The organism is Telluria sp. RB2R28, assembly GCF_059685835.1.
In genome coordinates this window covers 877624-899917 of sequence record NZ_JCASIK010000002.1, presented here as the reverse complement: position 1 = coordinate 899917, position 22294 = coordinate 877624, and the positions used below count along the sequence as shown (strand labels likewise).

Genomic DNA, 22294 nt, shown 5'->3' with positions numbered 1-22294 from the left:
CGACACATCGTGCGCTCGTACTTTCGCCCCCTGAGCGAAGGTGAAATCAGGTTGGCGTCGCTGCTGTTCGGCGACGCCATCGATGTCACCCGCGTGCGGATCCACAACCGCCGCTACATGCCGTTCCAGCCACGGAACTGCTGCATGACGCCCAACGGCAGCATGTATTTTCACCACTCCTGTTTTCTCCCCGACTATGCACGCGGCGATCCGCCCGCAATCCACTGGTTCATGCACGAGATGGTGCACGTCTGGCAGCATCAGCTCGGGTATCCGGTGCGTTTGCGCGGCGCGTTCCGGATCGGGCTATCCTATGGCTACACGCTGACCGAAGATTCGACGCTGGAGGACTTCAATATGGAAGCGCAGGGCGATTTGCTGGCGGATTACTTCGTGCTCAAACACTTGCGCCGGCCCGAGGCGATGCGCCAGCAGCGCTACCGCGACAGCCTGGCGTTGTACGAGAAGGTGCTGGCGCTGTTTCTGGCCGACCCTGCCAGCCGCGCCAGTTTGCCGCGTGGGCCGGCGCGCTGGCTGGCGGCATGATGCGCCCGTTTTCCGTGGGCGCAATGCTGGCCGTCACGGTCCTGTGTGCGCCCGCGCTGGCCAGCACCTGTTTTGGCAGCAGTGGAAGCGGGCGCATCGAAGGCGCAGTCGCCCTGCCGCTTGCGGGCGTCAACTTCGCGGCCTATTCGGAACTCGGTCTCAAGCTTGGCCGCACCTGGGTTCATGCGCAGGTACGCGACGTCGTGCTGGGCGCATATTCCACGCTGTCTCGCAGCATGCCGGACGTGCAGTACGTCTATGGCGAGACGGGCCTGCGCACTGGCGGGCCGATGCCGCCCCATCGCACACATGAGAACGGGACATCGGTGGACTTCATGGTGCCAGTGCGCGGCCGCAATGGCCTGCCGGCGCAGTTGCCGCGCACCGCGCATAACCACTATGGGTACGATCTGGAATTCGACGATGCAGGCAAGCTTGCGGACTTGCGCATCGACTTTGCCGCCATCGCCGCGCACCTGGCGCAGCTGGACCTGGAAGCACGGCGCCATGGGTTTGGTATTGCGCGCGTTATTCTGGAGCCGGCCTACATCCCGCGTGTACTTGCCACACCGGCAGGCCAGCGTATCAAGTCGCTGCCTTTCATGAAGACCAGGCCCTGGGTTCGGCACGACGAGCATTATCACGTCGATTTTTCGGTCAAGTGCGCCCCAGCGGCGATTCACGTCTCACCCTAGACTTTTAGCCCTCAGCGTTCAGGGCCTTGTGCGTGACGGCGGCATTGGCCGCCGTTGATCTAAGGTGACATCGATTATTGCTAATCAGAAAGTTACAATTGGTTAGCATTTATCATTTTTGGTTAGATATAATCTGCGCAACACATCTTTCCATTGTGTAATCGGTGAGTAGCGGCCAGTCGCGCGCACCATTTGCGGCGGGTCCTCCTTGATTCAGCGTTGCTTCGACCGGGGCGCCGTTAGCGTGGGCCACCAACGTGTTTCGCTCGCTGACAGAATCATGCGCATCTTCGTCCCGTTGCCCCGGTTTGTTTTTTTCCTGACGCTATCCGTGGCCTCCACCGCGCAGGCGTTCGATGCTGGAGTTCCCTGTCGAATCGTGAACCGAGCGCAGGCGGCATACGGGGCGCCTGGATTCACGTGGCGCGTCGGCCCCTCTTCGGACCCGGTGTCGGCGACGTCGCCGTCGCCGTCGCCGTCGCCGTCGCCGTTCAGCATGGCGGTATGGGGCGACAGCCTGACTTCGGCCGTCCATTTTCTTGACGGGGTACTGCAAGGCTACGGTATCGAACGAAAAGACGTGCTGCCGGCTTTCATTCAGGCTGGCCTTCAGGTGCGTGGTCTGGCGTTACCACTCAAGGACTATTGCGCCAGCACTGGTTGGACGACCCGCTACGCCTACAAGGAAAAGCCGGGCACGCGGGCGTTTTCCAAGGGGCTGCTGAGTATGCATTCGGCTACCCCCGGTGCCACGGTGTTCCTCGATTTTCGCGCGCCCCGGCCAGGCCACCGCCTCAATCAGCTCACCATCCTGTACGAGAAACGCGAGCCCGATGCATCGCTGCTTCTCGCGGTGTCGATCGATGGCGCACCAGAACAGATGATTTCGCTGAGTCGGACAGACGCGAAGGCGCTGCATCTGACGCCCGACGGGCCGATGTCAACGCTGCGGATACGGCTGGTCTCGGGCGCGGTCACCTTGCATGGTTTCGAGCCAGGCCACCAAGGCATGCCGGCCGCCGTCGTTGATGGTTTGAGCATCCCCGGAGCGACCCTGCGCGGTTGGTCGAACACTGACGACAGGCTGATCAACGCTGGTGAGCGTCGCGGCATGCCAGCACGCGCGCCGGATTACGATCTCATCCTGATTCAGTCAGGCACCAACGAAGGCGCGGGTCGCTTCGATCGCACTGCCTATCTCGCCGATGTGCGCGCCAGCCTGACCAGAATCCGTACCTTTTATCCACGCTCGCGCTGTGTCCTGATCGGTCCGCCTGATCGCGGCGTGGTGGGGGCGACGGGCCCACCCGCATCGCTCAGGTATGCCGCCATTCACCGCGAGATCGCGTTGGCGCAGCGCCAGGTGGCAAGCGAACACGACTGCGGCTTTTGGGACTGGCAAGCGGCCATGGGCGGGCCGGGAGCCGCCAAACGCTGGGCCGGCATGAACCCGCCACAGATGCAGAGCGACCTGACGCACCTGACTGCCAAAGGCTACGTCGCGAGCGGACGTATGTTCGCTGAAGAGTTTCCACTTAAAAATAAAAAATGACAACGAATAATCCAGTTCTTATTTCTGCAATCACCAAGCAATCCGACCGCTTTTTAGAACTCGATGGACTGCGTGCCTTGGCGGTCTTGTCGGTCATCTTGTTCCATTGCGAGATCACCGGACTGGCCAATGCAGGCTTTTTCGGTGTCGATATCTTCTTCACGATCTCCGGCTTCATCATTACCGCTATCCTGCTGAAGGAATACCGCAAAGACGGCAAGCTCGATTTCCTGAGCTTTTATTTCCGCCGCCTGAAACGCTTAATGCCGCCAGTGTTCGTATTGATTGGCGTGGCATATCTGGCGACAGATAAAATTTCCCAGGAAGCGTCGGCGGTCATGCTGAAGGATTTGCCATCTGCGCTGTTCTTTGGGGCGAACTGGTGGCAGATTCTCGACGGCCAGGATTACTTCGACAGCACGCCGCATGTGCTTAGGCACCTGTGGTCGCTGGCAGTCGAGGAACAGTTTTATTTCGTGTGGCCGCCAATCGCCTACATTCTGCTGCGCCACTTCAGCGCCCGGGCCGTCGGAAATGCCGCGCTGTCGCTGGCCTTGCTCAGTACGGCGTGGATGGCCTATCTGTATGTCACCGGTGCCGATGCGAGCGGCCACAATCGGCTCTATCTTGGCACAGACACGCACGCAATGGGTTTGCTGATCGGGGCAGCGCTCGGCGGTTTCTGGAATCCGTGGGCAGCCCCTGCCAAGGCGCGACCGCGCTTCGGACTGCGAGCACTGGCCGTCACAGCACTGGCGGGCTTGTTGTATCTGATGCAGACGAGTAACACATCAGATCCAGCCCTGTTTCAGGGACTGTTTCTGCTGGTACCCGTGCTTACGTGCGTGGTGATGTATGCCACCATGAGCCAGCCTACATTTCTTCTCTCGAAAATATTGCGTGATCCGTTCAGCCAATGGATGGGTTCGCGCTCGTATTCCCTTTACCTGGTGCACTGGCCTGTATTTGTCTGGATGCGGTTGCACGACCATGGCGACTTCTCGGATTGGGTGGTGTTGATGGCCGCCCTTGGCATCGTGGCGGCAATGGCCGAATTGCTGTATCGCGCTGTCGAAGCAAATGCGCAAGCGTTCGACCTCAAGAATCCCGGCGCGATGCCCAAAGCGCTCGCCATTTTGGCGTACGCCATCATCGCCGGACTGATGTGGGCAACAGCGGTGCACGAGAGAGATCAACGCGCTGCAGCGCTTGCCGAGAGCAAGGCCAAGACCACCGCGCCATCCATCGCCCCTGCGCCCGTCACGCCACCTCCGCCAACCGGGTCAGTCGATACGGCCGAGGCTGGCATGGACGCCAGCGCGCCGGTCTCCGGCGGCGACGAGATGTATGCCATTGGCGACTCTGTGCTGCTTGGTGCGAGCCACTATTTGTCGAAGGCGATTCCCGGCATTGCCATCGACGCGAAGGTAGGGCGGCAGGCCAGCGAGGGCTCGCTCGCCATCAAGACGTGGCGCAGCCATGGCGCCAGGGCGTCTACCGTGGTGGTGCATCTGGGTACGAATGGCTACATCAATGAATCTCAGTATCGCAAATTGCTCGAAGAATTAGCCGATCGCAAGTCCGTTATCCTGATCAATCTGAGGGCAAAGCGTCGGTGGACTGCACCAAACAACGAGATTATCGGACGCCTGGCTGGTGAGTTTTCGAACGTGCGCGTGGTCGACTGGCATGCGCTGTCCGACAACCATCCTGAATTCTTCGTCAAGGACGGGATTCATCTGACGCCGAAAGGCATTGTTGCGCTCACTGGTCGCATCAAACTGGTCGCCGGTGGTCAGCCGCTCTCGCCCGACGCTGCCCGGGAACGTATCCTGGCAGCGGCAGTGTCTGCCAAACTTGCCAATGCACCGCGACTGGCCAGCAGGTTGGGAGCGTCGCCCGCGAAGCCCGAAGCAATTCCCGTGACTGCCAGTCCCGCAGCGACGCCCACTGCGGCACCGAAGCAAACACCCGACGCGCCTGATGTCCAGCACGAGCGCGGGCAGGCTGCTTCGGCGCCAATGGATACGCAGCAGATTGACTAGCGGGAGCCGTATGCGTGCGTTCCCCGAACGAGAAAATACGTTTGCCAGTAACGCCGACCGTTCCGGGCGGCGCATTAAAGGAGTTGAATGTTTGCTGTAAAAAATTTGATACTGCTAATACGGGCACTCGGCCTGCTGGCATTGGCGCTCGTGCTGTATTGGCTCGTCTATCCATCCAGTGTCGCTGACATGCTGCAGCGGGTAACACCGCGCGCTGAACCTGCACGTACCGAAGCACCGATAGACAGCCCCAGGATAGCACCCGCTGCGGCAGCGGCGCCGGCCTCTGTACCTGCATCGGGAACGGGGGCCGCGCCGTTTCCTGCCCCGTCAGCACGCGTCGACCCACAGATGCGTGTCTACCGACCGGCATCACGATCGCAGGCCGCTGTCGCCAAGTGGCTTGGCGCCAAATACAGAGTGTCCGCCAGCGTGATTGAAATCCTCGTCGTCGAAGCAGACCTGCTTGCCAAAAAATACGGCTTCTCGCCAAATTTGCTCATCGCCGTCATGGCCATCGAATCCAATTTCCATCCATATATCCAAAGCGAAGCTGGCGCACAGGGCATGATGCAGGTCATGCCCAGGATTCATGCCAAACGCTATGAGAAATTTGGCGGAAAGACGGCCTTTCTCGACCCCGTCGTCAGCCTGAAGGTGGGCGCCGAGATCCTGCGGGATTTCCGCAAGCTCAAGGGCGGCTCAGAAACCGAAGCATTGCGTTTCTATTTTGGCGGCGGCGCAACCAGCGACGCCTACATCGACAGGGTCAGGGCCGAGCAGCGCCTGCTCAACCAGGTGTCATCGGGTTCTTTTGTACCGGTCAACTAAGTCGCTGCCTGCTGGCAGTGCACGGAGAAGTTTATGCGAAACGTAATGTGGTTGGTCCTGGCCATGGCTGGTGTACACAGTGCAGCAGCCCAGCAGATAACGGCGGCGCCGGCGCTCATCCAGCTTCAAGTGCAGGCCCAGGCGGGCTTCAAGGATCTGGTATGCGAACCAAGGGCGCCGTCGAAGCGGCCCGCCGCCGCGCAGAATCCGGATCCCATGGAAATACCGGATCCCGACATGCTTCCCGTGCCGGTGAAACGCCCGACACAGACGGATACGACTGACGGTCCCTCGGTGCGGCGAGGCACGCTACCGCCGTCGTTCAGGCCGAATTTTCCCGGACAACCGTACCGCATGGCGATCTGGGGCGACAGCCATCTGGCTGCCGGGTTCTTCAGCGAAGAGCTGGTCAAACAGCTGAACGTACCAGGCGATGCGGTGTCGAACGTATTGTTGCCGGCCAATATGGGCCGCGCCGGCATACGCCTTCCAATCCGTCGTTCTTGCGTGTCTCCGCAATGGAAATACGAACCTGGCTATCTCGGGCGCGGCAATACAACCGCTCCGGGTCCTGGCCTGATGAATATGTTCAGCGATCAGCCAGATTCCACATTGGCGTGGGACGTCCGGAAGGATGCGAAGGCGCCGGGGTATGAACGCGTGCGGATTCTGTACCAGCAAACGGGTGCGCCGGTTCATCTGGCGATCAGCGTCGATGGCGGGTCCGAACAGCCCGTGATCCTTGATGGACAAGAAGGGCCGGCAGTGCTGGAATTATTGGCCGGGCAGCCCATCTCCCAAGTCAGGTTGCGCCTGGTGTCAGGCGCCCTGCGTTTCCAGGGCCTTGAACTGTCTTCGCCCCAAGCCCATCCATTCGAGATTGATGTGTTCGGCTATCCGGGCGCGACGGTTGCCGGCTGGAAGTCCGCCGATATCGATTATCTGCGTCGCTGGTTCGTGCAGCGGCCCTATCAGCTGGTGATGCTCGAATTCGGGACTAACGAAGGCAACGCTGCGCCGTTCAACCTTGCAGCCTACCGCAACACCCTGACCGAATCTGTCCGCAATATGCGGGCCGTATTCCCGGCCGCGACATGCATCCTGATTGCGCCAGGTGACCGCGGCGTGTTGGTGCCGCGCTCCGTCAACACCCGTCGGCGCAAGGCAGGCCGCGTCCCCGACATCGATCTGATGCGCTTTGCCACCATCCATGCCGAGATAGGCCGGACGCAGCGGGAAGTAGCGGAAGAGGCCGGCTGTATCGCCTGGAGCATGCAGGATGCGATGGGCGGACGCGGGCAGTCCTATTATTGGGCGCAACAAACACCAGCCTGGATGGCGAAGGACCTGATTCACTTTACACCAGCCGGCTACCGCCAGCTGGCGCGTGAATTCGTCATGGACATGGGCTGGGTGCCCTTGCCAACGCCGACTGCGCGAGAGACGCTGCTGCGTGTGGATGCGCCGATTCTATGATGTCACCGCCACCGTCACGTTCAGAACGTATGACGCAATCCGATATTGAAAGCCCGGTCACCTGAGCCGGTCTCGGCATTGTTACCCACCGTATAGCCAGCGCCATTCCGGTTGTCGATCATGCCGTACGACGTGTACGCACTGGTCCGCTTGGACAGCGCATGCACGTAGCCCACCGCATACTGGGCGGCGTCCTGGTTCGGCGCGGTCTTGTCATTCTTGCGGATGTACGACGTCATGATGGTGCCCGCCGGGCCGACCGGGATGGTGACGCCGACCAGCGTGTCGTCGCCGCGCAGGCTCGGTCGGAACACCTTGCCGTACGGTAGTGGCGTCGCATTGTTCAGTGGCGCGCTGTTGAGCCCTTTATCGTTGCTATAGGCGAAGAAGACCTTGACCACCTTGAAGTCGACATTCGCCACGAACAGCGTGTTGCGACCGCTGTCGGTGCCGGTGAGGGTGGCGCTGTCGTTGTTGCGATGGTTGTGCGCCAGCCGGGCGTTGACCGGTCCCTTGGCGTAGTTGATGCTGACGTTGTACTGGCTGCCGGCTTCGCTGTCGCCGGCGGTCTCGCCCAGTGAATACAGCAGCCCTGCGCTGAAGCCATTCTTCACGGGCGTCGTGTAGATGATCGAATTGTTCGCGCGCAGATTGGCGCCCGCGACCGGGAACAGGTTCTTGGCGCTTCCCGACAGGCCGCTGCCGAATGGATCGCCGACCTGACCGAGGGCGTTGTAGGTCAGGGTGTACTGGCGCCCGACCGTCAGACTGCCGGCGTCCTTGCTGGCCAGCCCCACGAAGGACTGGCGGTTGAAGGCCTGGCCGGACGAGGCCAGCGCACCGGTGTCGATCGAGATCCCGGCCTCGAGCACGAACAGCGCCGAGACGCCCGCGCCCAGTTCTTCCGATCCCTTGAATCCCAGGCGCGAGGCAGACGCGACGCCGCTACTGACTTTGGTGACGTTGCCGGCTGCGCCGCCGCGTTCGGACACGATACCTGCGTCGGCGATGCCATAGATCGTGATATTGGATTGGGCCGTGGCTGCGCCGCTGGCAGCAAGAAGCATGACGATCGGAATCGCCGGTGATAATTTCATGGTTGTCTCCGTGTGTTTTTATGGGTTACAGCGTGGTGGCATGGCGATTCAGTCGAGTTCCATGTCGAGCAGCATCGAGCTGAGCGATTTGCCATGCGCGTCCAGGGCCAGTGAGCGCGTCACGCCGCCGCCAAGCGCCTGGTGCATGACGAAGTTCATGGCGCCCAGTTGCGGCAGCAGATAGCGGGTCACCTCGCCGTGCACGATGCCGGCGAAATGCCGGCGTACCCGTTCGGCGGTGACCTGTTGTTCCAGCAGTGCGTAATCGGCCGCGTGAAACGCGATTAACGACAGGTTGGAAATGTCGCCCTTGTCGCCGGCGCGCGAATGCGCGATGTCGCGAAGTTTCATGTCAGGTTTCCTCGAAATGGATCACTGGGCTGACCTGCGCGGCAGGCAGCAGGGTGGAGCGGATCGCGATCACTTCGCGCGCCGATCGGGTGGCGCCGCCGCCGCCCGCCGGCCCGCAGGTGTACAGAGTTTCGACTTCGTTGCCGATGCGCATCGCTTGCTGCAGGCTGGTGGTGCGGCCGATGACGCGCAGCCGCACCTCGCGCGGTTCGGCGGCGTCCGGCCCGTCACGGTCGCCATGCAGCGCATTCACGCCGATCAGGTCGTAGCGCACCTCGGTCAGCGCGACGCCCGTCAGTGCGAACCGTTCGGCGACGATCGCCTGCGCCAGGCGCGCGCGCGCCAGTGCGCCTGGCCCCGCGTACGAGATCTGGCCTTCGCCGATGTAGCTGTCGATGTAGCCGATCGATACTTTCAGCATGCCGCTGCGCGGATGGCCGCTGGCACCCTGCAGCGTGACGCGGTCCGGTGCGCACTCGGTCATCGTCACCGCCGAAAAATCGGCCACGACGTCCGGCGTCTGGTACGCGGCCGGATCGTGGATTTCGTACAGCAGCTGCTCGGTGCAGGTGGCGCGGGTCACGTAGCCGCCCGAACCGGCCACCTTGGTGATCTCGACGCTGCCGTCCTCGCCGATCACGGCGAGCGGGAAACCCAGCCGCGCCAGGCTTGGTACGTCCTTGACGCCGGGGTCGGCAAAGTAGCCGCCGCACACCTGGCCGGCGCATTCGAGCAGGTGCCCGGCCAGCGTGCCCTGGCCCAGCCGCTGCCAGTCGTCCATCGCCCAGCCAAAGGCGTGGATGGCCGGTGCGAGCACCAGCGCCGGGTCGGCGATACGGCCGGTGATGACGATGTCGGCGCCTTGCGCCAGCGCGTCGACCAGCGGCTGCGCGCCCAGATACGCGTTGGCCGACAGCAGGCGGCTGCCCAGTGCCGCTACCGGTTCGCCCGTGTCGTCGAGGTAGTCGCCCTGGCGCAGCTGCTCAAGGACGTCGTCGCCCGTGATGGCGGCGATCTTCAGGTGGCCAAGGCCGAGCGAGACGGCGATCTGTCTGGTTTTGGCAGCAGCCGCGAGGGGGTTTGCCGCGCCCATGTTCGTGATGATCCTGATGCCCCTGTCGGCGCAGGGCTTCAGCACTGCCAGCATGCGCGCTTCGAGCAGCGGGTCGTAACCGAGCGCAGGATCCTTCATCCGGGCTTGCTGGGCGAGGGCGATGGTGCGCTCGGCCAGGCATTCGAACACGAGGTAATTGAGGTCGCCATGCTCGGCCAGTTCAAGCGCCGGTTCGATGCGGTCGCCCGAATAGCCGGCGCCGCAGCCGATGCGTAGGGTTTTCATGGTGCAGTCTTTCGAAAGGGTCAATGGGTGCGTCAGAACGGGAACAGACCGATCAGCGCGGCGACGCAGGTCATGAATACCGCAGTGGCAAGCAGATATGGAATCGTGAAGCGCTGGTGTTCACCCAGGTCGATGCCCACCAGTCCGACCAGCAGGAAGGTTGCCGGTGTCAGCGGGCTGACGGCAAAGCCGGTCGTCATCTGGCCGAGCAGCGCGGCCTGGGCCAGCTGCACCTGCGGCACGCCGAGGGTATTGCCAGCCTCGGCCAGCACCGGCAGCACGCCGAAATAGAACGAATCCGGATCGAACACCAAACTGAGCGGCATGGACACCAGGCCGGTGACGAACGGCAGGTGGCTCGCCAGGCTGACCGGGATACTGGCCGCGAGCACCTGGGCCATGGCGGTGAGCATGCCGCTGCCTTTCATGATGCCGGTGAAGACGCCGGCGGCAAACAGGATGCTCGCCATCATCAGGGCGGCCTTGGCATGCGCATCGACGCGGGCGCGCTGTTCGGCGACATCCGGGTAGTTCATCATCAGGGCCAGCACGGTGCCGAACATGAAGCAGGCGACCGGATTGAGCACATTGCTGATCATCGTTGCCAGCACGATCACCACCAGCAGCAGGTTGGGAATGAAGCGCCCGGGCCGGCGCAGCTTTTGTTGTGCCTCGTCGATCTCGGGCACGTGATGGCTTCCCATCCCACCACCGGCGCCGGCAGGCGTGGCCCCGGTGAGCCCCAGACGACGCTGCTCCCGCACGCCCATCATCCAGGCACAGGCAAACACGAACAGCATGCCGGCGATCTGCACCGGCACCATCGGCAGATACAGCTCGGCCATCGGGATATGCAGCGCGGCCGACGCGCGCAGCGTCGGGCCGCCCCATGGCAGGGCATTGGCCACACCGGCCGACATGGCGACGATGCAGGCCAGGATGCGCTTGTCCATCTTCAGCTTGATATAGAGCGGCAGCATCGCCGGCACGGTGACGAGAAAGGTGACCGCGCCGGAACCGTCGAGGTGAACGATTGCCGCCAGCACCGCAGTGCCAAGCGTGATGCGGGCCGGGTGGGTGCCAACGATCTTCAGGATGCGGTTGACGATCGGGTCGAGCATGCCGGCATCGGTCAGGATCCCGAAGAACAGAATCGCAAACAGCAGCATGCCGGCCACCGGTGCGATCGCCTTGATGCCGTCGGTGATGAAGGTGCCGATCTCGGCGCCGAAGCCGCCAATCAGTGCAGTCAGTGCAGGGATCGCAATCAGCGCGACAAGCGCAGACATCTTCCTGCCAAGGATGACGAACAGCAGGGCGAAAATAGTCAGAAAGCCGAGGAAGGCCAGCATGGAAGTCTCCAGTTTATTGTATGTGCTGATCGATGCAGCACTTGAGGCCATTCTGGGGGGGCTTGGTTTTTGTTGTAAAATGGATTTTTCCGATTGATTGTGCGGCTTTTTCGATAAGTGGCAGGCGCGATGCTTCCGAATATCTCCACCAAGCAGTTGCAGGCGTTCCTGGCGCTGGAGCAGCACCGGCATTTCACCCAGGCGGCCGAGCGTTGCCACCTGTCGCAATCGGCGTTCAGCGCCGTGATCCAGAAGCTCGAGGCGACTGTCGGCGCCAAGCTGGTCCAGCGCGACACGCGCAACGTCACCCTGACCACCGAAGGCGAACTGTTCGTGGAAGTGGCGCGCACCCTGCTGGCCGACCTCGACGCGGCCTTCACCGACATGGGCGACTTCATCGCGCGGCGCAAGGGCAGGGTGGCGCTGGCCGTGTTGCCGTCGCTGGCGGCCAACGGCATACCCGAGGTCATCGCGCACTACAAGGCCACCTATCCCGGCATCACGGTGCAGCTGTTCGATGCGTTGTCGGACCAGTGCCTGCATCTGCTGCGCCAGGGCAGGGTCGATCTGGCGCTGACGGCGCCCGGGGCGAACCTGGCTGAATTTTCAACCCGCACCCTGTGCAGCGATCCGTTTTTCTTTGTCTGCCGGCGCGACCACCCGCTGGCGCGCAAGCGCAAGATCCGGATGCCGGATCTGGTGGGCTGCGAACTGATTCACCTTGCGCCATCGACCAGCGTGCGCCAGCACGTCGACCAACTGACGCGGGGGCTCGACGTGCGCCATTCCGGGCTTGAGGTCGAGCACCTGGCCACGGTGGCGGGCCTGATCGGGCAGGGACTCGGGGTGAGTCTGGTGCCGGAGCTGACGCTGTTCCAGTTCCGCAGTCTGGACCTGATTGCCATTCCGCTCGATGCAGAGGCCGTGGTGCGCCCGATCCTGATCGTCCAGCGCAAGGACCGGGCGTTATCGCATGCCGCGCAGGGCATGCTCGAATTGATCGAGGCGCGGCTGTCGGCCAATGGCAGGCAGCGCGGCGCGAAGCCGGTCGATGCGGGGTTGCGCATCTAGCCAACGCGCTGCGGCAAGCCAGGGCGGCTTGCCGCGGCAGACACCATCAGGCGATGGCGCCTTCGTGTTCCTTGATCATGCTGGCACCGGCACGTGCCGGGGCTGGCGCGTGCAGCGCCAGCGAGCGGCTGGCGCCAGCGCGGGGCGCGTCGCCGTGCCCCAGATTGAACACGCTGACCAGCTGCGCCAGCGATGTCGCCTGCTCCTGCAGCGCCGCCGCCGCAGCCGCCGCTTCCTCGACCAGCCCCGCATTCTGCTGCGTCACGCCATCCATCTGCGTGATGGCTTCGTTGACCTGCTCGATGCCGGTCGTTTGCTCGGCGCTGGCCGACGCGATCTCGGCCATGATGTCGGTCACGCGCCCGATGCCCTGCACGATTTCCTGCATCGTCGTGCCTGCCTCACCGACCAGGCGGCCACCGGCATCGACCTTCGCAACCGAGTCGCTGATCAGGCCCCGGATTTCCTTCGCCGCAGCGGCCGAGCGCTGCGCAAGGTTGCGCACTTCGCTGGCCACCACGGCAAAGCCGCGACCCTGTTCACCGGCGCGCGCCGCTTCCACGGCGGCATTCAGGGCCAGGATATTGGTCTGGAATGCAATGCCGTCGATGACGGCAATGATGTCGCCGATCTTCTTCGACGAGGCGTTGATCGACGCCATCGTGGACACCACCTGCGACACCACGTCGCCGCCATGCAGCGCGATCTGCGATGCGTTCTTGGCCAGCACATTGGCCTGACGCGCATTGTCGGCATTCTGGCGCACGGTGCTGGTGATTTCTTCCATCGACGACGCTGTTTCTTCCAGCGAGCTGGCCTGCTGCTCGGTGCGCGACGACAGGTCCATATTGCCCGACGCGATCTGGCGCGATGCGGTGACGATGGTTTCCGTACCAGCGCGCACTTCGCTCACGGTCTTGTGCAGGCTCGTGCTCATCGTCTTGAGGGCGTCCAGCAGGTCGCCAACCTCATCGCGGGTCTCGGTGCGGATTTCGGTGGTCAGGTCGCCGGAAGCAACCTGGCGCGCCAGGTTCACGGCGCGTTTGAGTGGGGTGGTGATGCTGCGCGCAAGCAGTATCCCGAGCACGATACTGACGACCAGCGCGATCAGGCTCAGTACGATCAGCGAGCGCCGTGCAGACTGGTCGAGAACCTCGATGTGATCATTGGCAGCCGTAAACAGCATCTGCTGGAAGGCCGCGACTTGATTGACGCTTTCGGTGTAGGCGAGCATTGCCGGCATCACTTTTTGTTCAAAGTGTGACTGGACCTGCGGATTGTCCAGGCCCAGTTCCCGCTTGAGCTTGTAAGCCGTGTTGCGCGCGTCAATGTAGGTCGTGCGGCGCGTCGCCACGGTGGCGATCAATGCCTTGCCTTCGTCACTTTCTATCAGCGATTCCAGCTCGTCCTGTACCTTGCTCACGTTGGCGCTGATCGCCTTCATTTCCTGCTCGTGGTAGGTCTCGTCTTCGGGGGAGGTGCTCTTGAAGCGGGCGATGGTGCTGACCCGGTTGACCGCCACACCCTGGCGCCATTGTGTGGCCAGCATGAATTTTTCAGAGGCCTCGGACATCTCTGTCTTCGCATTTGAAATCTGGAAGAGTTGCCATAGTGCGTTGCCTGCCATGAGGGCCATGAGGGCCACGATAATGGCGAGCGTCGCACCCAGGCGGGTGCCAATTTTGAGGTCCTTGATGTTCATTTCTATTCCATTCCTGACAATAGGGGAGACGATCGTGGGGCCTTCAAGTAATCGTACTTACAGGCAACCCTTGTTGCAGAATAATCTCGGATTGAGGAGAATTGTCAGCAGAAATGAAAAATTCACTGAATGTGTTGCTGAGGGTAAACGAAATAATATGTGAACATTACCTTGGGCAGGTAACGCGCATAATAACGGTGTAAAGATGATTATTTCATGCGCCACAACGGGCCAGGGCGGCCCGTTGCGGCAGACAGCATCAGGCGATGGCGTCTTCGTCGTCCTCGACCCGCTCGACATTGATGCGCGATGGTGTTGCGCTGCGCACGGCCAGTGAACGCCCGGCCACGCTTGGCTGCGCAGCCTGGCGTGCGGCACCCGGCCTGCCATTGCCGACATTGAACACGCTGACCAGCTGCGCCAGCGTCGTGGCCTGCTCCTGCAGCGATGCCGCCGCCGCCGCGGCTTCTTCCACCAGCGCCGCATTCTGCTGCGTCACGCCATCCATCTGCGTGATCGCTTCGTTGACCTGCTCGATGCCCGTCGACTGTTCGGCGCTGGCCAGCGTGATGTCCGCCATGATGTCGGTGACGCGCCCGATGCCCTGCACGATTTCCTGCATCGTCACGCCGGCTTCGTCGACCAGACGACCACCGGCCTCGACCTTCGTGACGGAGTCGCTGATCAGGCCGCGGATCTCCTTGGCCGCCGCGGCGGAGCGCTGCGCGAGGTTGCGCACTTCGCTGGCCACCACCGCAAAGCCGCGCCCCTGTTCACCGGCGCGCGCCGCTTCGACCGCTGCATTCAGGGCCAGGATATTGGTCTGGAACGCGATGCCGTCGATCACGGCAATGATGTCGCCGATCTTCTTCGACGACGCGTTGATCGACGCCATCGTGGTCACCACCTGCGACACCACTTCACCGCCATGCGCCGCGATCTGCGAGGCATTCTTGGCCAGCACATTGGCCTGACGCGCATTGTCGGCGTTCTGGCGCACGGTGCTGGTCAGTTCTTCCATCGACGACGCCGTCTCTTCAAGCGAGCTGGCTTGCTGCTCGGTGCGCGACGACAGGTCGAGATTGCCCGAGGCGATCTGCTGCGATGCGGTGACGATGGTCTCGGTGCCGGCCCGCACTTCAGTCACGGTCTTGAGCAGGTTGTCGTTCATGGTCTTGAGCGCCAGCACCAGGTCGCCCACTTCGTCGCGCGATTCGGCGCGGATATCCGCCGTCAGGTCGCCCGAGGCCACCTGGCGCGCCAGGCCCACTGCATGCGCCAGCGGACGCGTGATGCTGCGCGTGAGCAGCCAGCCGCAGGCCGCGCCGATGGCCAGCGCCGCGATGCCCAGGCCGATCAGGATCCGCGTTGCCGACACGACGATGGCGTCGATGCTGGTGTCCGCATCAGTGAACAATTGCTCCTGGTAGGTCGCGAGATTCTCGATGGTGGCAACGTAGAGGCGCATTTCGGGAATGACCTTGGTCTCGAAGAACGCCTTGACCTCGGCGTTGTCGGCGCCAAGCGCGCTCTTCATCTTGAAGCCCTCGTTGCGCATCACCGAATACTTGGCGCGCTCAGTGGCGATTTCTGCCAGCAGCGCCTTGCCCTGTTCGCTCTGGACCAGGGATTCGAGTTCTTTCTGCAGCTTGCCGGCCCTGTCGCTGATGACTTTCATCTGCGCGTCATGGTACTTCTCGTCAGCCGGATCGATGCTCTTGTACTTGGCAACGGTGCTGACGCTGTTGGTGACGGTGCCCTGGCTCCACTCCTTGGCCAGCTTGGCGCGGTAGGACGTTTGCGCCATGGTCTGCTTGGCGTCGGCGATCCGGTCGAGCTGCGAGAAGGCGACGCCCAGCATCAGGACCATCAGGGCGAGCACGGCGGCAAAAGCGCCGCCGAGGCGGACGCCTATTTTGAGATCGTTGATTTTCATAATATCCGTTGAGGTAGCAAGTGATGCCCCGGCAACCTGGTGAAGCCGGGGCGTGCACCGTGCCGGGAACGCATGTGCACAGCGGCAAGCGTAAACGCAGACAAGCTGGTTGGATATCAAAAAATCCGGCAATATCGATAATTGTTGCTTGCGCGAAACAATATGATACTTGGTTGCTATGATCCGATAACGATTGCATATCGGAGTTGTCGACGAACCAATGCACGAGACGTGACCGGCCATAACACGGGGCTATGGCAGGTTGACCTGCTCACTGCGCCGCCTTGGCCGCTGCATCCAGTACACGCAGCAGGTTGCCGCTCCACAGCTTGCCCAGATCGGTGTCCGACATCCCACCAGCTTTCAGCCGCGCCGTGATGCGCGGTAGTAGCGACACATCGGCCAATCCGGGAAACCCGCCGCCGCCATCGAAGTCCGCGCCCATGCACACGTGATCGATGCCGGCGACGTCGATCAGGTGCTGCAGCGAGGCCATGTATTGGTCGAAGCTCGTGCTCCACATCGGCGTGGCAGCTTCGAGCGCGAGCCACTCCTTGCCCAGCGCCGTCTGCTGCGCCGGGGTCATGCCGCCGATATGGTCGATCTGGTCGAACAATTCGCCCCGTCTTGGACTCATGCGCATCGTGCCCAGGTAAATGGTCGATGCGCATACCGCGCCGCCGGCCGCAGCGATGCGGCGGATGCGCGCATCGTCCAGGTTGCGCGGATGGTCGAAGCTCGTGCGCGAACTGGTGTGCGACAGCAGCAGCGGGGCGCGCGACAGGTCCAGCAACTGATCGACGACAGCGTCGGACGCGTGGCTCGCGTCGATCACCATCCCGAGCCGGTTCATTTCAGCCACCCAGTCGCGCCCCAGCGGGCTCAGACCATTCCAGCGCGGCTTGTCGGTCGACGAGTCGGCAAACTGGTTGTTCAAACTATGGACGACGCCCACCAGGCGCACGCCCTGGCGCTGGAATTGCGCCAGCGCAGTCACGCTCTCACCGAGAGGATAGCTGTTCTCGATGCTCTTGAATGCCACCAGCTTGCCGGCCGCGTCGAGGCGGCGCGCGTCGTGCGCGCTCGTGGCCACGCCGATGCGGTCCGCATGGCGCGCGAGCGTGGTGTCGATCAGCGCCGAGCGTGCCAGCGCGTGGCGGCGCGCTGCGGCAAAGCCGTCCGCCGTCAGCGGCCCCTGCTCGGTATAGATCACGAAGAAACCGCCATCCAGGCTGCCGTCGGCCATGCGGGGCAGGTCGAGTTGCGCGATCTCGGTGGCCGGATCGTGACGGGCGCCAAAATCCCAGCCGGCGCGGCCAAAATGCACGGGCGTGTCGAGGTGTGCGTCGAGTGTCAGTAGTTTGCGGTGCGTCGGATCGACTGGATTCGCTGCCGGCGTGGCGCAGCCGGCCAGCAGTGCGCAGGCCAGTGCCATGGTGGACGTCATGTTGCGGTTCATTCGGGCGCCTTGATCGGGGTGAAATTCAGGTCCGCGTAATCCCAGCTGAAATCGGCGATGGGCGAGACCGGCTTGAGGGTGATGCGTTCGACCTTGCCGTCCTGGTCGAATGCAAAGCTCAGGTACGCAGGCTCGATGGTCTCGTCGTCGAAGCGCGCGATCCAGGTATCGTATTGCCAGTGTACGAGCGGGCCCGCCATGCGCGGCGTCGAGCCGAAGTCGACCCGCAAACCATTCTTCGCCGCCGCGATGGTGATCTTGCCATACCACGGGTCGGCATACGTCCCGGCCAGCGCCGCCGGCGCCACCAGTGGCGTTGAACGCACCGGTTTGGCGGCGCTGCTCTTCTGCAGCGCGAGGCCCTGTGCGATCTTCTTCGCCTTGTAGGTTTCGAACGTGGCCGGCCAGTCGGCCTTCGGCTTGGCCAGGTAGTGGTCGGCCAGTTCGTACATCAGGCCCCGTACCAGCTCACCGTCCTCGCTGTTGATCGCAATCGCAAAGCCCACCTTCTGCTCGGGCAGCATCACGACAGCCGTGCCAAAGCCCAGCACCGCGCCGCCATGCCAGACCATGCGCGCGCCGCGGTAGTCCACCAGGTCCCAGCCCAGGCCATAGTTGGCGAAGGTCGATTCAATCAGTTTCAGTTCCGGCGGCATCTCGTCGAGCGGCACGGTCATCGATGGCGCCCACATCTGCGCATGCGTGGCCTTGCTGAAGACACGCTTGCCATCCGGCGCGACGCCGCCGGCCAGCTGCGTGTGCAGCCACGCCGCCAGGTCGTTGGCGTTGCTGGCCACGCCGCCGGCGGGCGCCGCGTTGCGGCCCAGGTCATCGCGTTCGTCCAGGCGCACCTGGGTGCCGGCGCCACGCAGCCCGCCGTCCATGCGCGCGTGCGGAAAGGCGCGGTTGGCGGTGGCGAAGTTGTCGACGTTGTCGGTGGTGGACAGCCGCATGCCGCTCGGGCGCAGCACGTGCTCGCGCGCGTAAGCCTCCCACGGCTGGCCGCTTACTTGCTCGATCAGCTGGCCCGCCACGACATACATCAGGTTCGAATATGCATAGGTGCTGCGAAAGCTGGTGGCTGGCTTCAGGTAGCGTACGCGGCGCACGGTCTCGGCGCGCGACAGGTTCGTGCGCGGCACGAACAGCAGGTCGCCCGCGCCGTAGCCCAGGCCGGCGCGGTGTGTCAGCAGGTCGCGGATCGTGAGTTCGCGCGTGACCCACGGGTCGTACATCTGGAACGCGGGCAGGTGGTCGGTGACCTTGTCATCCCACGTGAGCTTGCCGGCATCGACCAGCGTGGCCAGTGCGGCGGCCGTCATCGCCTTGGTGGTCGAGCCGATCGGGAACAGCGTGTCGCCGTCAACGGGCGCCGGCGCACCGAGCTGGCGCACGCCGAAGCCGCGCGCCAGCGTCGTCTTGCCGTCTTCGACGATGGCAATGGCCAGGCCTGGCGTGCCCACGCGCTGGCGCAGCGTCTCGACGCGGGCTTCGAAGCCGGCCGGCGGCGCGGCCAGCGCAGGGGCGCAGGCAAGCGCCAGCAGGATGGAAGGAACAAGACGAGGGCAGTTCATGGCATCTCCAGGCAGGCGTCGAGCAGGCGCTCGAAATCGGCGCCGCCGCGCATCGGGTCGGCAACAGGGTACGGCAAACGGCGGGCATGTGCCTCAATGGCGGCCTGCGCAGCCAACGCATCCATGCCCCCGGTATTGAGCGCGATGCCGATGCAGCGGATGGCTGGATTGGTCACGCGTCCGAGCACGATCGTCTGTTCGATCACGGTCTCGATCGACGGCAATGGCGAACCCGGATACCCGAGCTGGTGGCGGCGCGCCGGGTCGTGGCAGACCACGAACATGTCGGGCTGGCTGCCATGCAGCAGGCCGAGCGAGACACCGGCAAATGCGGGATGAAACAGCGAGCCCTGGCCCTCGATCACGTCGATGTGTCCGGGCGCCGCCGCTGGACTGAGCATCTCCGCCGCGCCGGCCACGAAGTCCGACACCACGGCATCGATCGGCATGCCGCTGCCTGCGATCATGATGCCGGTCTGGCCGGTGGCGCGAAAGGTCACGTCCAGGCCGCGCGTGGCGAGGCCACGACCCAGTGCGAGCGCGGTGTACTTCTTGCCAAGTGCGCAGTCGGTGCCGACCGTGAGGATGCGCCGGCCCGGGCGGGGCTGGCCGCTGGCGATGGGGATGTCGGCGGGCGGCGTGCGCACGTCGATCAGGCGCCGGCCGTGGCGCGCCGCAGCGTCTTTCAGCACGGCGAACTGGTCGAGGCGCACGTGCATGCCCGAGACGATGTCCAGGCCCGCCGCGAGCGCCTCGGCCAGCGCCGGCACCCAGCTCGCGGGGATGGTGCCGCCTGGCGCGGCCACGCCGATGACGATGGCGGTTGCTCCTTTCGCCGCGGCCTGTCTGGCGGTCAGCGCGGGCAGGCCGGTGGTCACCGTGGCACCTGGCAGGCGCAGCTCGCCCACGCAGCGCTCGCCGGCCCAGTCGCGCAGGCCAAAGGCGGTCTTGGCGAAACCGGATTCGGTCACGTCGCCGAGAAACAGCAGGCAGCGGCCCACAGCGCGTGTGTCGTTCGGTGCGGGCGCCATTAATACTCCTTCGTCAGCGTGAAGCCGAGCGTGCGCGGCGCGATCACGCCGGTACCGAGCGCGCCATTCGGATGGACGAAGCCGCCGTTGGCCAGCAACGATGCGGTGGACGTCCTGCCGTCGCTGTTGCCCAGGTTCTTGCCGTACAGTTCAACCGTCCAGGTGCCCAGTTCGACGCCGGCATGGGCGTCGAACACGTTATACGACGGGATCTCGCGCTGGCGGCCATTGGCCGTGCGGTAGTCGAAGTCGAACGATGCGAATTGCCCCGAGATGCGGCGCACCGAGACGCCGGCGTAGGCGGGCGTGGTGTCGCGGATCGTCCAGCGATAGTCGGCCAGCAGCGCGGCCGTGTACTTCGGCGAGAAGGGCAGGCGGTCGCCCTTGAAGCCGCCCACCAGCGGATCGGTCGCGCCATCGAGGCGCGCCTTGTTCCAGGCGCCGTTGGCCGACAGGCGCAGGCCGCGTATCGGACGGAAGCCCGCGCTGATCTCGACGCCGTCGGCGGTGGCGCCGGCCCCGTTGGTGTTCACGCCAAACCCGTTGACCACCGCCAGCAGCTGGATGTCCTTCCATTTGATGTGAAAGGCCGACAGGTCCAGGGACCACATGCCGTCGACCGTCTGGGTCTTGATGCCGGCCTCGTAGCTCATCACGCTGTCCGAATCATAGGTGGCAGGCGTGCCCGGGCCGGCATTGGGCGGCAGCACGTTTGGCCCGCCGGGCCGGAAACCCTTGGCCGCGCGCGCATACACGGCGCTGCGTTCGCTGAACTTGCGCTTGAGCGCCACGGCATAGGTAAATACGCCTTCGGACGAATCGGCGCTGTCGTCGCCAGGGCCGCCGGCCAGGGCGCCATCGCCGGTCTGGCGGGCGTCCTGCTTGTTGTGGCTATAGCGTCCGCCGACATCGAGGTCGTACACCGGCGTGAGGTGAATGGTCGTGTTGGCAAACGCCGCCACCTCGCGGTAGTTCGAGCGCAGGCGGATGTCGGCCAGCAGCGGCAGGCCGCTGGCTGGCGTCATCGAGCCTGGCACGACGGCGTGGTAGCGCTGCGCGATCGCGCCTTGTTCATCGGTGTAGTACAAGCCGGCCAGCCAGTCGAACCGCTTGCCGGCGTTGGAACTCAGGCGCAGCTCCTGCGTGAATTTTTTCAGTTCGGTTTCCTGGCCCAGATAGAGCTCATTGGGCACGCCGAACACACCTTCGACCAGCTCGCTCAGGTTGAAGCTGACGTCTTCGCGCGCGAACTGCTTTTGCGTGCTGTAGCTGGTCGACGAGGTCAGGCTGGCTGCGCCCAGGTTCCAGTTGGCGGTGCCATTGAAGACCCGGTAGTGGATGTCGCGCATGTGCGGGACGAACTGCGACTGCGTCGGACGGCCATACAGCGTCTCGAGGGTGTCCGGATCGCTCTCCACGGTGCCGGGCGCATCGGTGGCGATGTTCTGCGCCACGGCGCTCAGGCGCAGGTCGAATGCCGTGCTGGGCTTGTACAGGAGCGAGGCGCGCCCGCCGTAGTTGCGGGCGCCGTTGATGTTGCGTTCGATGTCCGAGCCGGCGGTGCCGATCGAATCGATGAAGCCCGGCTCCTTCTGGTACGAGCCGGACATGCGCAGCGCCACCGTGTCGCTGAGTGGCGTGTTGACCACCAGGTTCGAGCGGTACGCCACCTTGCCGCCGTCGACCGTTGCCGCGCCCAGCCGCGCGCGCAGTGCGAAGCGATCGAGCTCCGGCGCATTGGTCACGAACTTGACCAGGCCACCGAGCGAGCTGGCGCCGTACAGCGCGCCCTGCGGCCCGCGCAAGACCTCGATGCGGGCCAGGTCGAAGGTGTCGAAGTCGCCCGCCAGGATCGCGCCATTGGCCAGGCCGCTGCTTGAACCGAACGGTGTTTCGTCGAGATAGACCGCCACGGTGGACGCTACGCCGCCCGTGTCCAGCCCGCGCAGCACCAGCCGGCCTTCGCCCGGTGTGCTTTGCACCAGCTGCAGGCTGGGCACGAGTTTCAGGTAATCGGCAAAGCCGGTGGCCTGGTGCTTGTCGAGCGTGTCGCCGCCCACCACCGACATCGACTGCGGCACGTCGACCATCGTCTGCGCGCGTTTTTGCGCGGTCACGACGACTTGCTGGACGTCGTCCTGCGGCGCGGCCTGGTCTGCTGCGAAGGCACTCGATATGGCCAGCGCCATGGAAGTCACTGCGATGCGGCCTGCTACTGTTGCCATGAATTTCTCCCG

The 22294-nt window shown here is 63.8% G+C and carries 17 protein-coding genes; 7 read left to right on the top strand and 10 right to left on the bottom strand.

Translation table 11 applies throughout. The features are described 5' to 3' along the window. Positions 1 to 9 precede the first annotated feature (9 nt). The 6 genes from AC56LV_RS11570 (at position 10) to AC56LV_RS11545 (ending at position 7145) form a co-directional block, all read left to right on the top strand. The gene (locus AC56LV_RS11570; protein WP_499557756.1) at positions 10 to 546 is read left to right on the top strand and encodes a Rhs element Vgr protein; all 537 of its coding nucleotides are present in this window, start codon (positions 10 to 12) and stop codon (positions 544 to 546) included. Next, the gene (locus AC56LV_RS11565; protein ID WP_499557754.1) at positions 543 to 1241 is read left to right on the top strand and encodes a penicillin-insensitive murein endopeptidase; all 699 of its coding nucleotides are present in this window, start codon (positions 543 to 545) and stop codon (positions 1239 to 1241) included. The genes AC56LV_RS11570 and AC56LV_RS11565 overlap by 4 nt, the downstream gene beginning before the upstream one ends. 280 nt (positions 1242 to 1521) lie before the next feature. Continuing rightward, positions 1522 to 2793 (top strand): GDSL-type esterase/lipase family protein, encoded by a 1272-nt coding sequence (locus tag AC56LV_RS11560; protein WP_499557752.1) that lies wholly within the window; start codon positions 1522 to 1524, stop codon positions 2791 to 2793. Next, entirely contained in the window at positions 2790 to 4838 is a 2049-nt protein-coding gene (locus tag AC56LV_RS11555; RefSeq protein ID WP_499557750.1) for an acyltransferase family protein, read from the top strand. The genes AC56LV_RS11560 and AC56LV_RS11555 overlap by 4 nt, the downstream gene beginning before the upstream one ends. An 87-nt stretch (positions 4839 to 4925) precedes the next feature. After that, entirely contained in the window at positions 4926 to 5669 is a 744-nt protein-coding gene (locus AC56LV_RS11550) for a transglycosylase SLT domain-containing protein (protein ID WP_499557748.1), read from the top strand. A 33-nt stretch (positions 5670 to 5702) separates the two neighbouring features. After that, entirely contained in the window at positions 5703 to 7145 is a 1443-nt protein-coding gene (locus AC56LV_RS11545; protein WP_499557746.1) for a GDSL-type esterase/lipase family protein, read from the top strand. Between the two features lie 20 nt (positions 7146 to 7165). On the opposite strand, the gene AC56LV_RS11540 is transcribed toward AC56LV_RS11545, so the two are convergent. Genes AC56LV_RS11540 through AC56LV_RS11525 form a run of 4 tightly spaced genes read right to left on the bottom strand, consistent with a single transcriptional unit; the run spans position 7166 to position 11284 of the window. Then, the gene (locus AC56LV_RS11540; protein WP_499557744.1) at positions 7166 to 8242 is read right to left on the bottom strand and encodes a porin; all 1077 of its coding nucleotides are present in this window, start codon (positions 8240 to 8242) and stop codon (positions 7166 to 7168) included. Positions 8243 to 8290: 48 nt separating this feature from the next. After that, the gene (locus AC56LV_RS11535) at positions 8291 to 8593 is read right to left on the bottom strand and encodes an AtuA-related protein (protein ID WP_499557742.1); all 303 of its coding nucleotides are present in this window, start codon (positions 8591 to 8593) and stop codon (positions 8291 to 8293) included. 1 nt (position 8594) lies between these two features. Then, complete coding sequence (locus AC56LV_RS11530; RefSeq protein WP_499557740.1) at positions 8595 to 9932, bottom strand: acyclic terpene utilization AtuA family protein; 1338 nt, start codon at positions 9930 to 9932, stop codon at positions 8595 to 8597. Positions 9933 to 9964: 32 nt separating this feature from the next. Beyond that, a complete protein-coding gene (locus AC56LV_RS11525) occupies positions 9965 to 11284 on the bottom strand; it encodes a CitMHS family transporter (protein WP_499557738.1) in 1320 nt (439 codons plus the stop codon). A 129-nt stretch (positions 11285 to 11413) separates the two neighbouring features. Here AC56LV_RS11525 and AC56LV_RS11520 point away from each other — a divergent pair, with 129 nt between their 5' ends. Beyond that, on the top strand, positions 11414 to 12355 hold the full coding sequence (locus tag AC56LV_RS11520; RefSeq protein WP_499557736.1) for a LysR family transcriptional regulator: 942 nt from the start codon (positions 11414 to 11416) through the stop codon (positions 12353 to 12355). A gap of 46 nt (positions 12356 to 12401) precedes the next feature. On the opposite strand, the gene AC56LV_RS11515 is transcribed toward AC56LV_RS11520, so the two are convergent. The 6 genes from AC56LV_RS11515 to AC56LV_RS11490 form a co-directional block, all read right to left on the bottom strand. Then, complete coding sequence (locus tag AC56LV_RS11515; protein ID WP_499557734.1) at positions 12402 to 14057, bottom strand: methyl-accepting chemotaxis protein; 1656 nt, start codon at positions 14055 to 14057, stop codon at positions 12402 to 12404. Positions 14058 to 14316: 259 nt separating this feature from the next. Next, the gene (locus AC56LV_RS11510; RefSeq protein WP_499557732.1) at positions 14317 to 15993 is read right to left on the bottom strand and encodes a methyl-accepting chemotaxis protein; all 1677 of its coding nucleotides are present in this window, start codon (positions 15991 to 15993) and stop codon (positions 14317 to 14319) included. Between the two features lie 271 nt (positions 15994 to 16264). Then, the gene (locus AC56LV_RS11505) at positions 16265 to 17440 is read right to left on the bottom strand and encodes a dipeptidase (protein WP_499557730.1); all 1176 of its coding nucleotides are present in this window, start codon (positions 17438 to 17440) and stop codon (positions 16265 to 16267) included. An 8-nt stretch (positions 17441 to 17448) separates the two neighbouring features. Next, entirely contained in the window at positions 17449 to 19026 is a 1578-nt protein-coding gene (locus tag AC56LV_RS11500; protein WP_499557728.1) for a serine hydrolase, read from the bottom strand. Continuing rightward, positions 19023 to 20057, bottom strand: coding sequence for an N-acetyltransferase DgcN family protein (locus tag AC56LV_RS11495; RefSeq protein WP_499557726.1), 1035 nt, complete (start codon positions 20055 to 20057; stop codon positions 19023 to 19025). The genes AC56LV_RS11500 and AC56LV_RS11495 overlap by 4 nt, the downstream gene beginning before the upstream one ends. Further along, the gene (locus tag AC56LV_RS11490; RefSeq protein WP_499557724.1) at positions 20057 to 22282 is read right to left on the bottom strand and encodes a TonB-dependent receptor; all 2226 of its coding nucleotides are present in this window, start codon (positions 22280 to 22282) and stop codon (positions 20057 to 20059) included. Before AC56LV_RS11490 ends, AC56LV_RS11495 begins: the two co-directional genes overlap by 1 nt. Positions 22283 to 22294 lie beyond the last annotated feature (12 nt).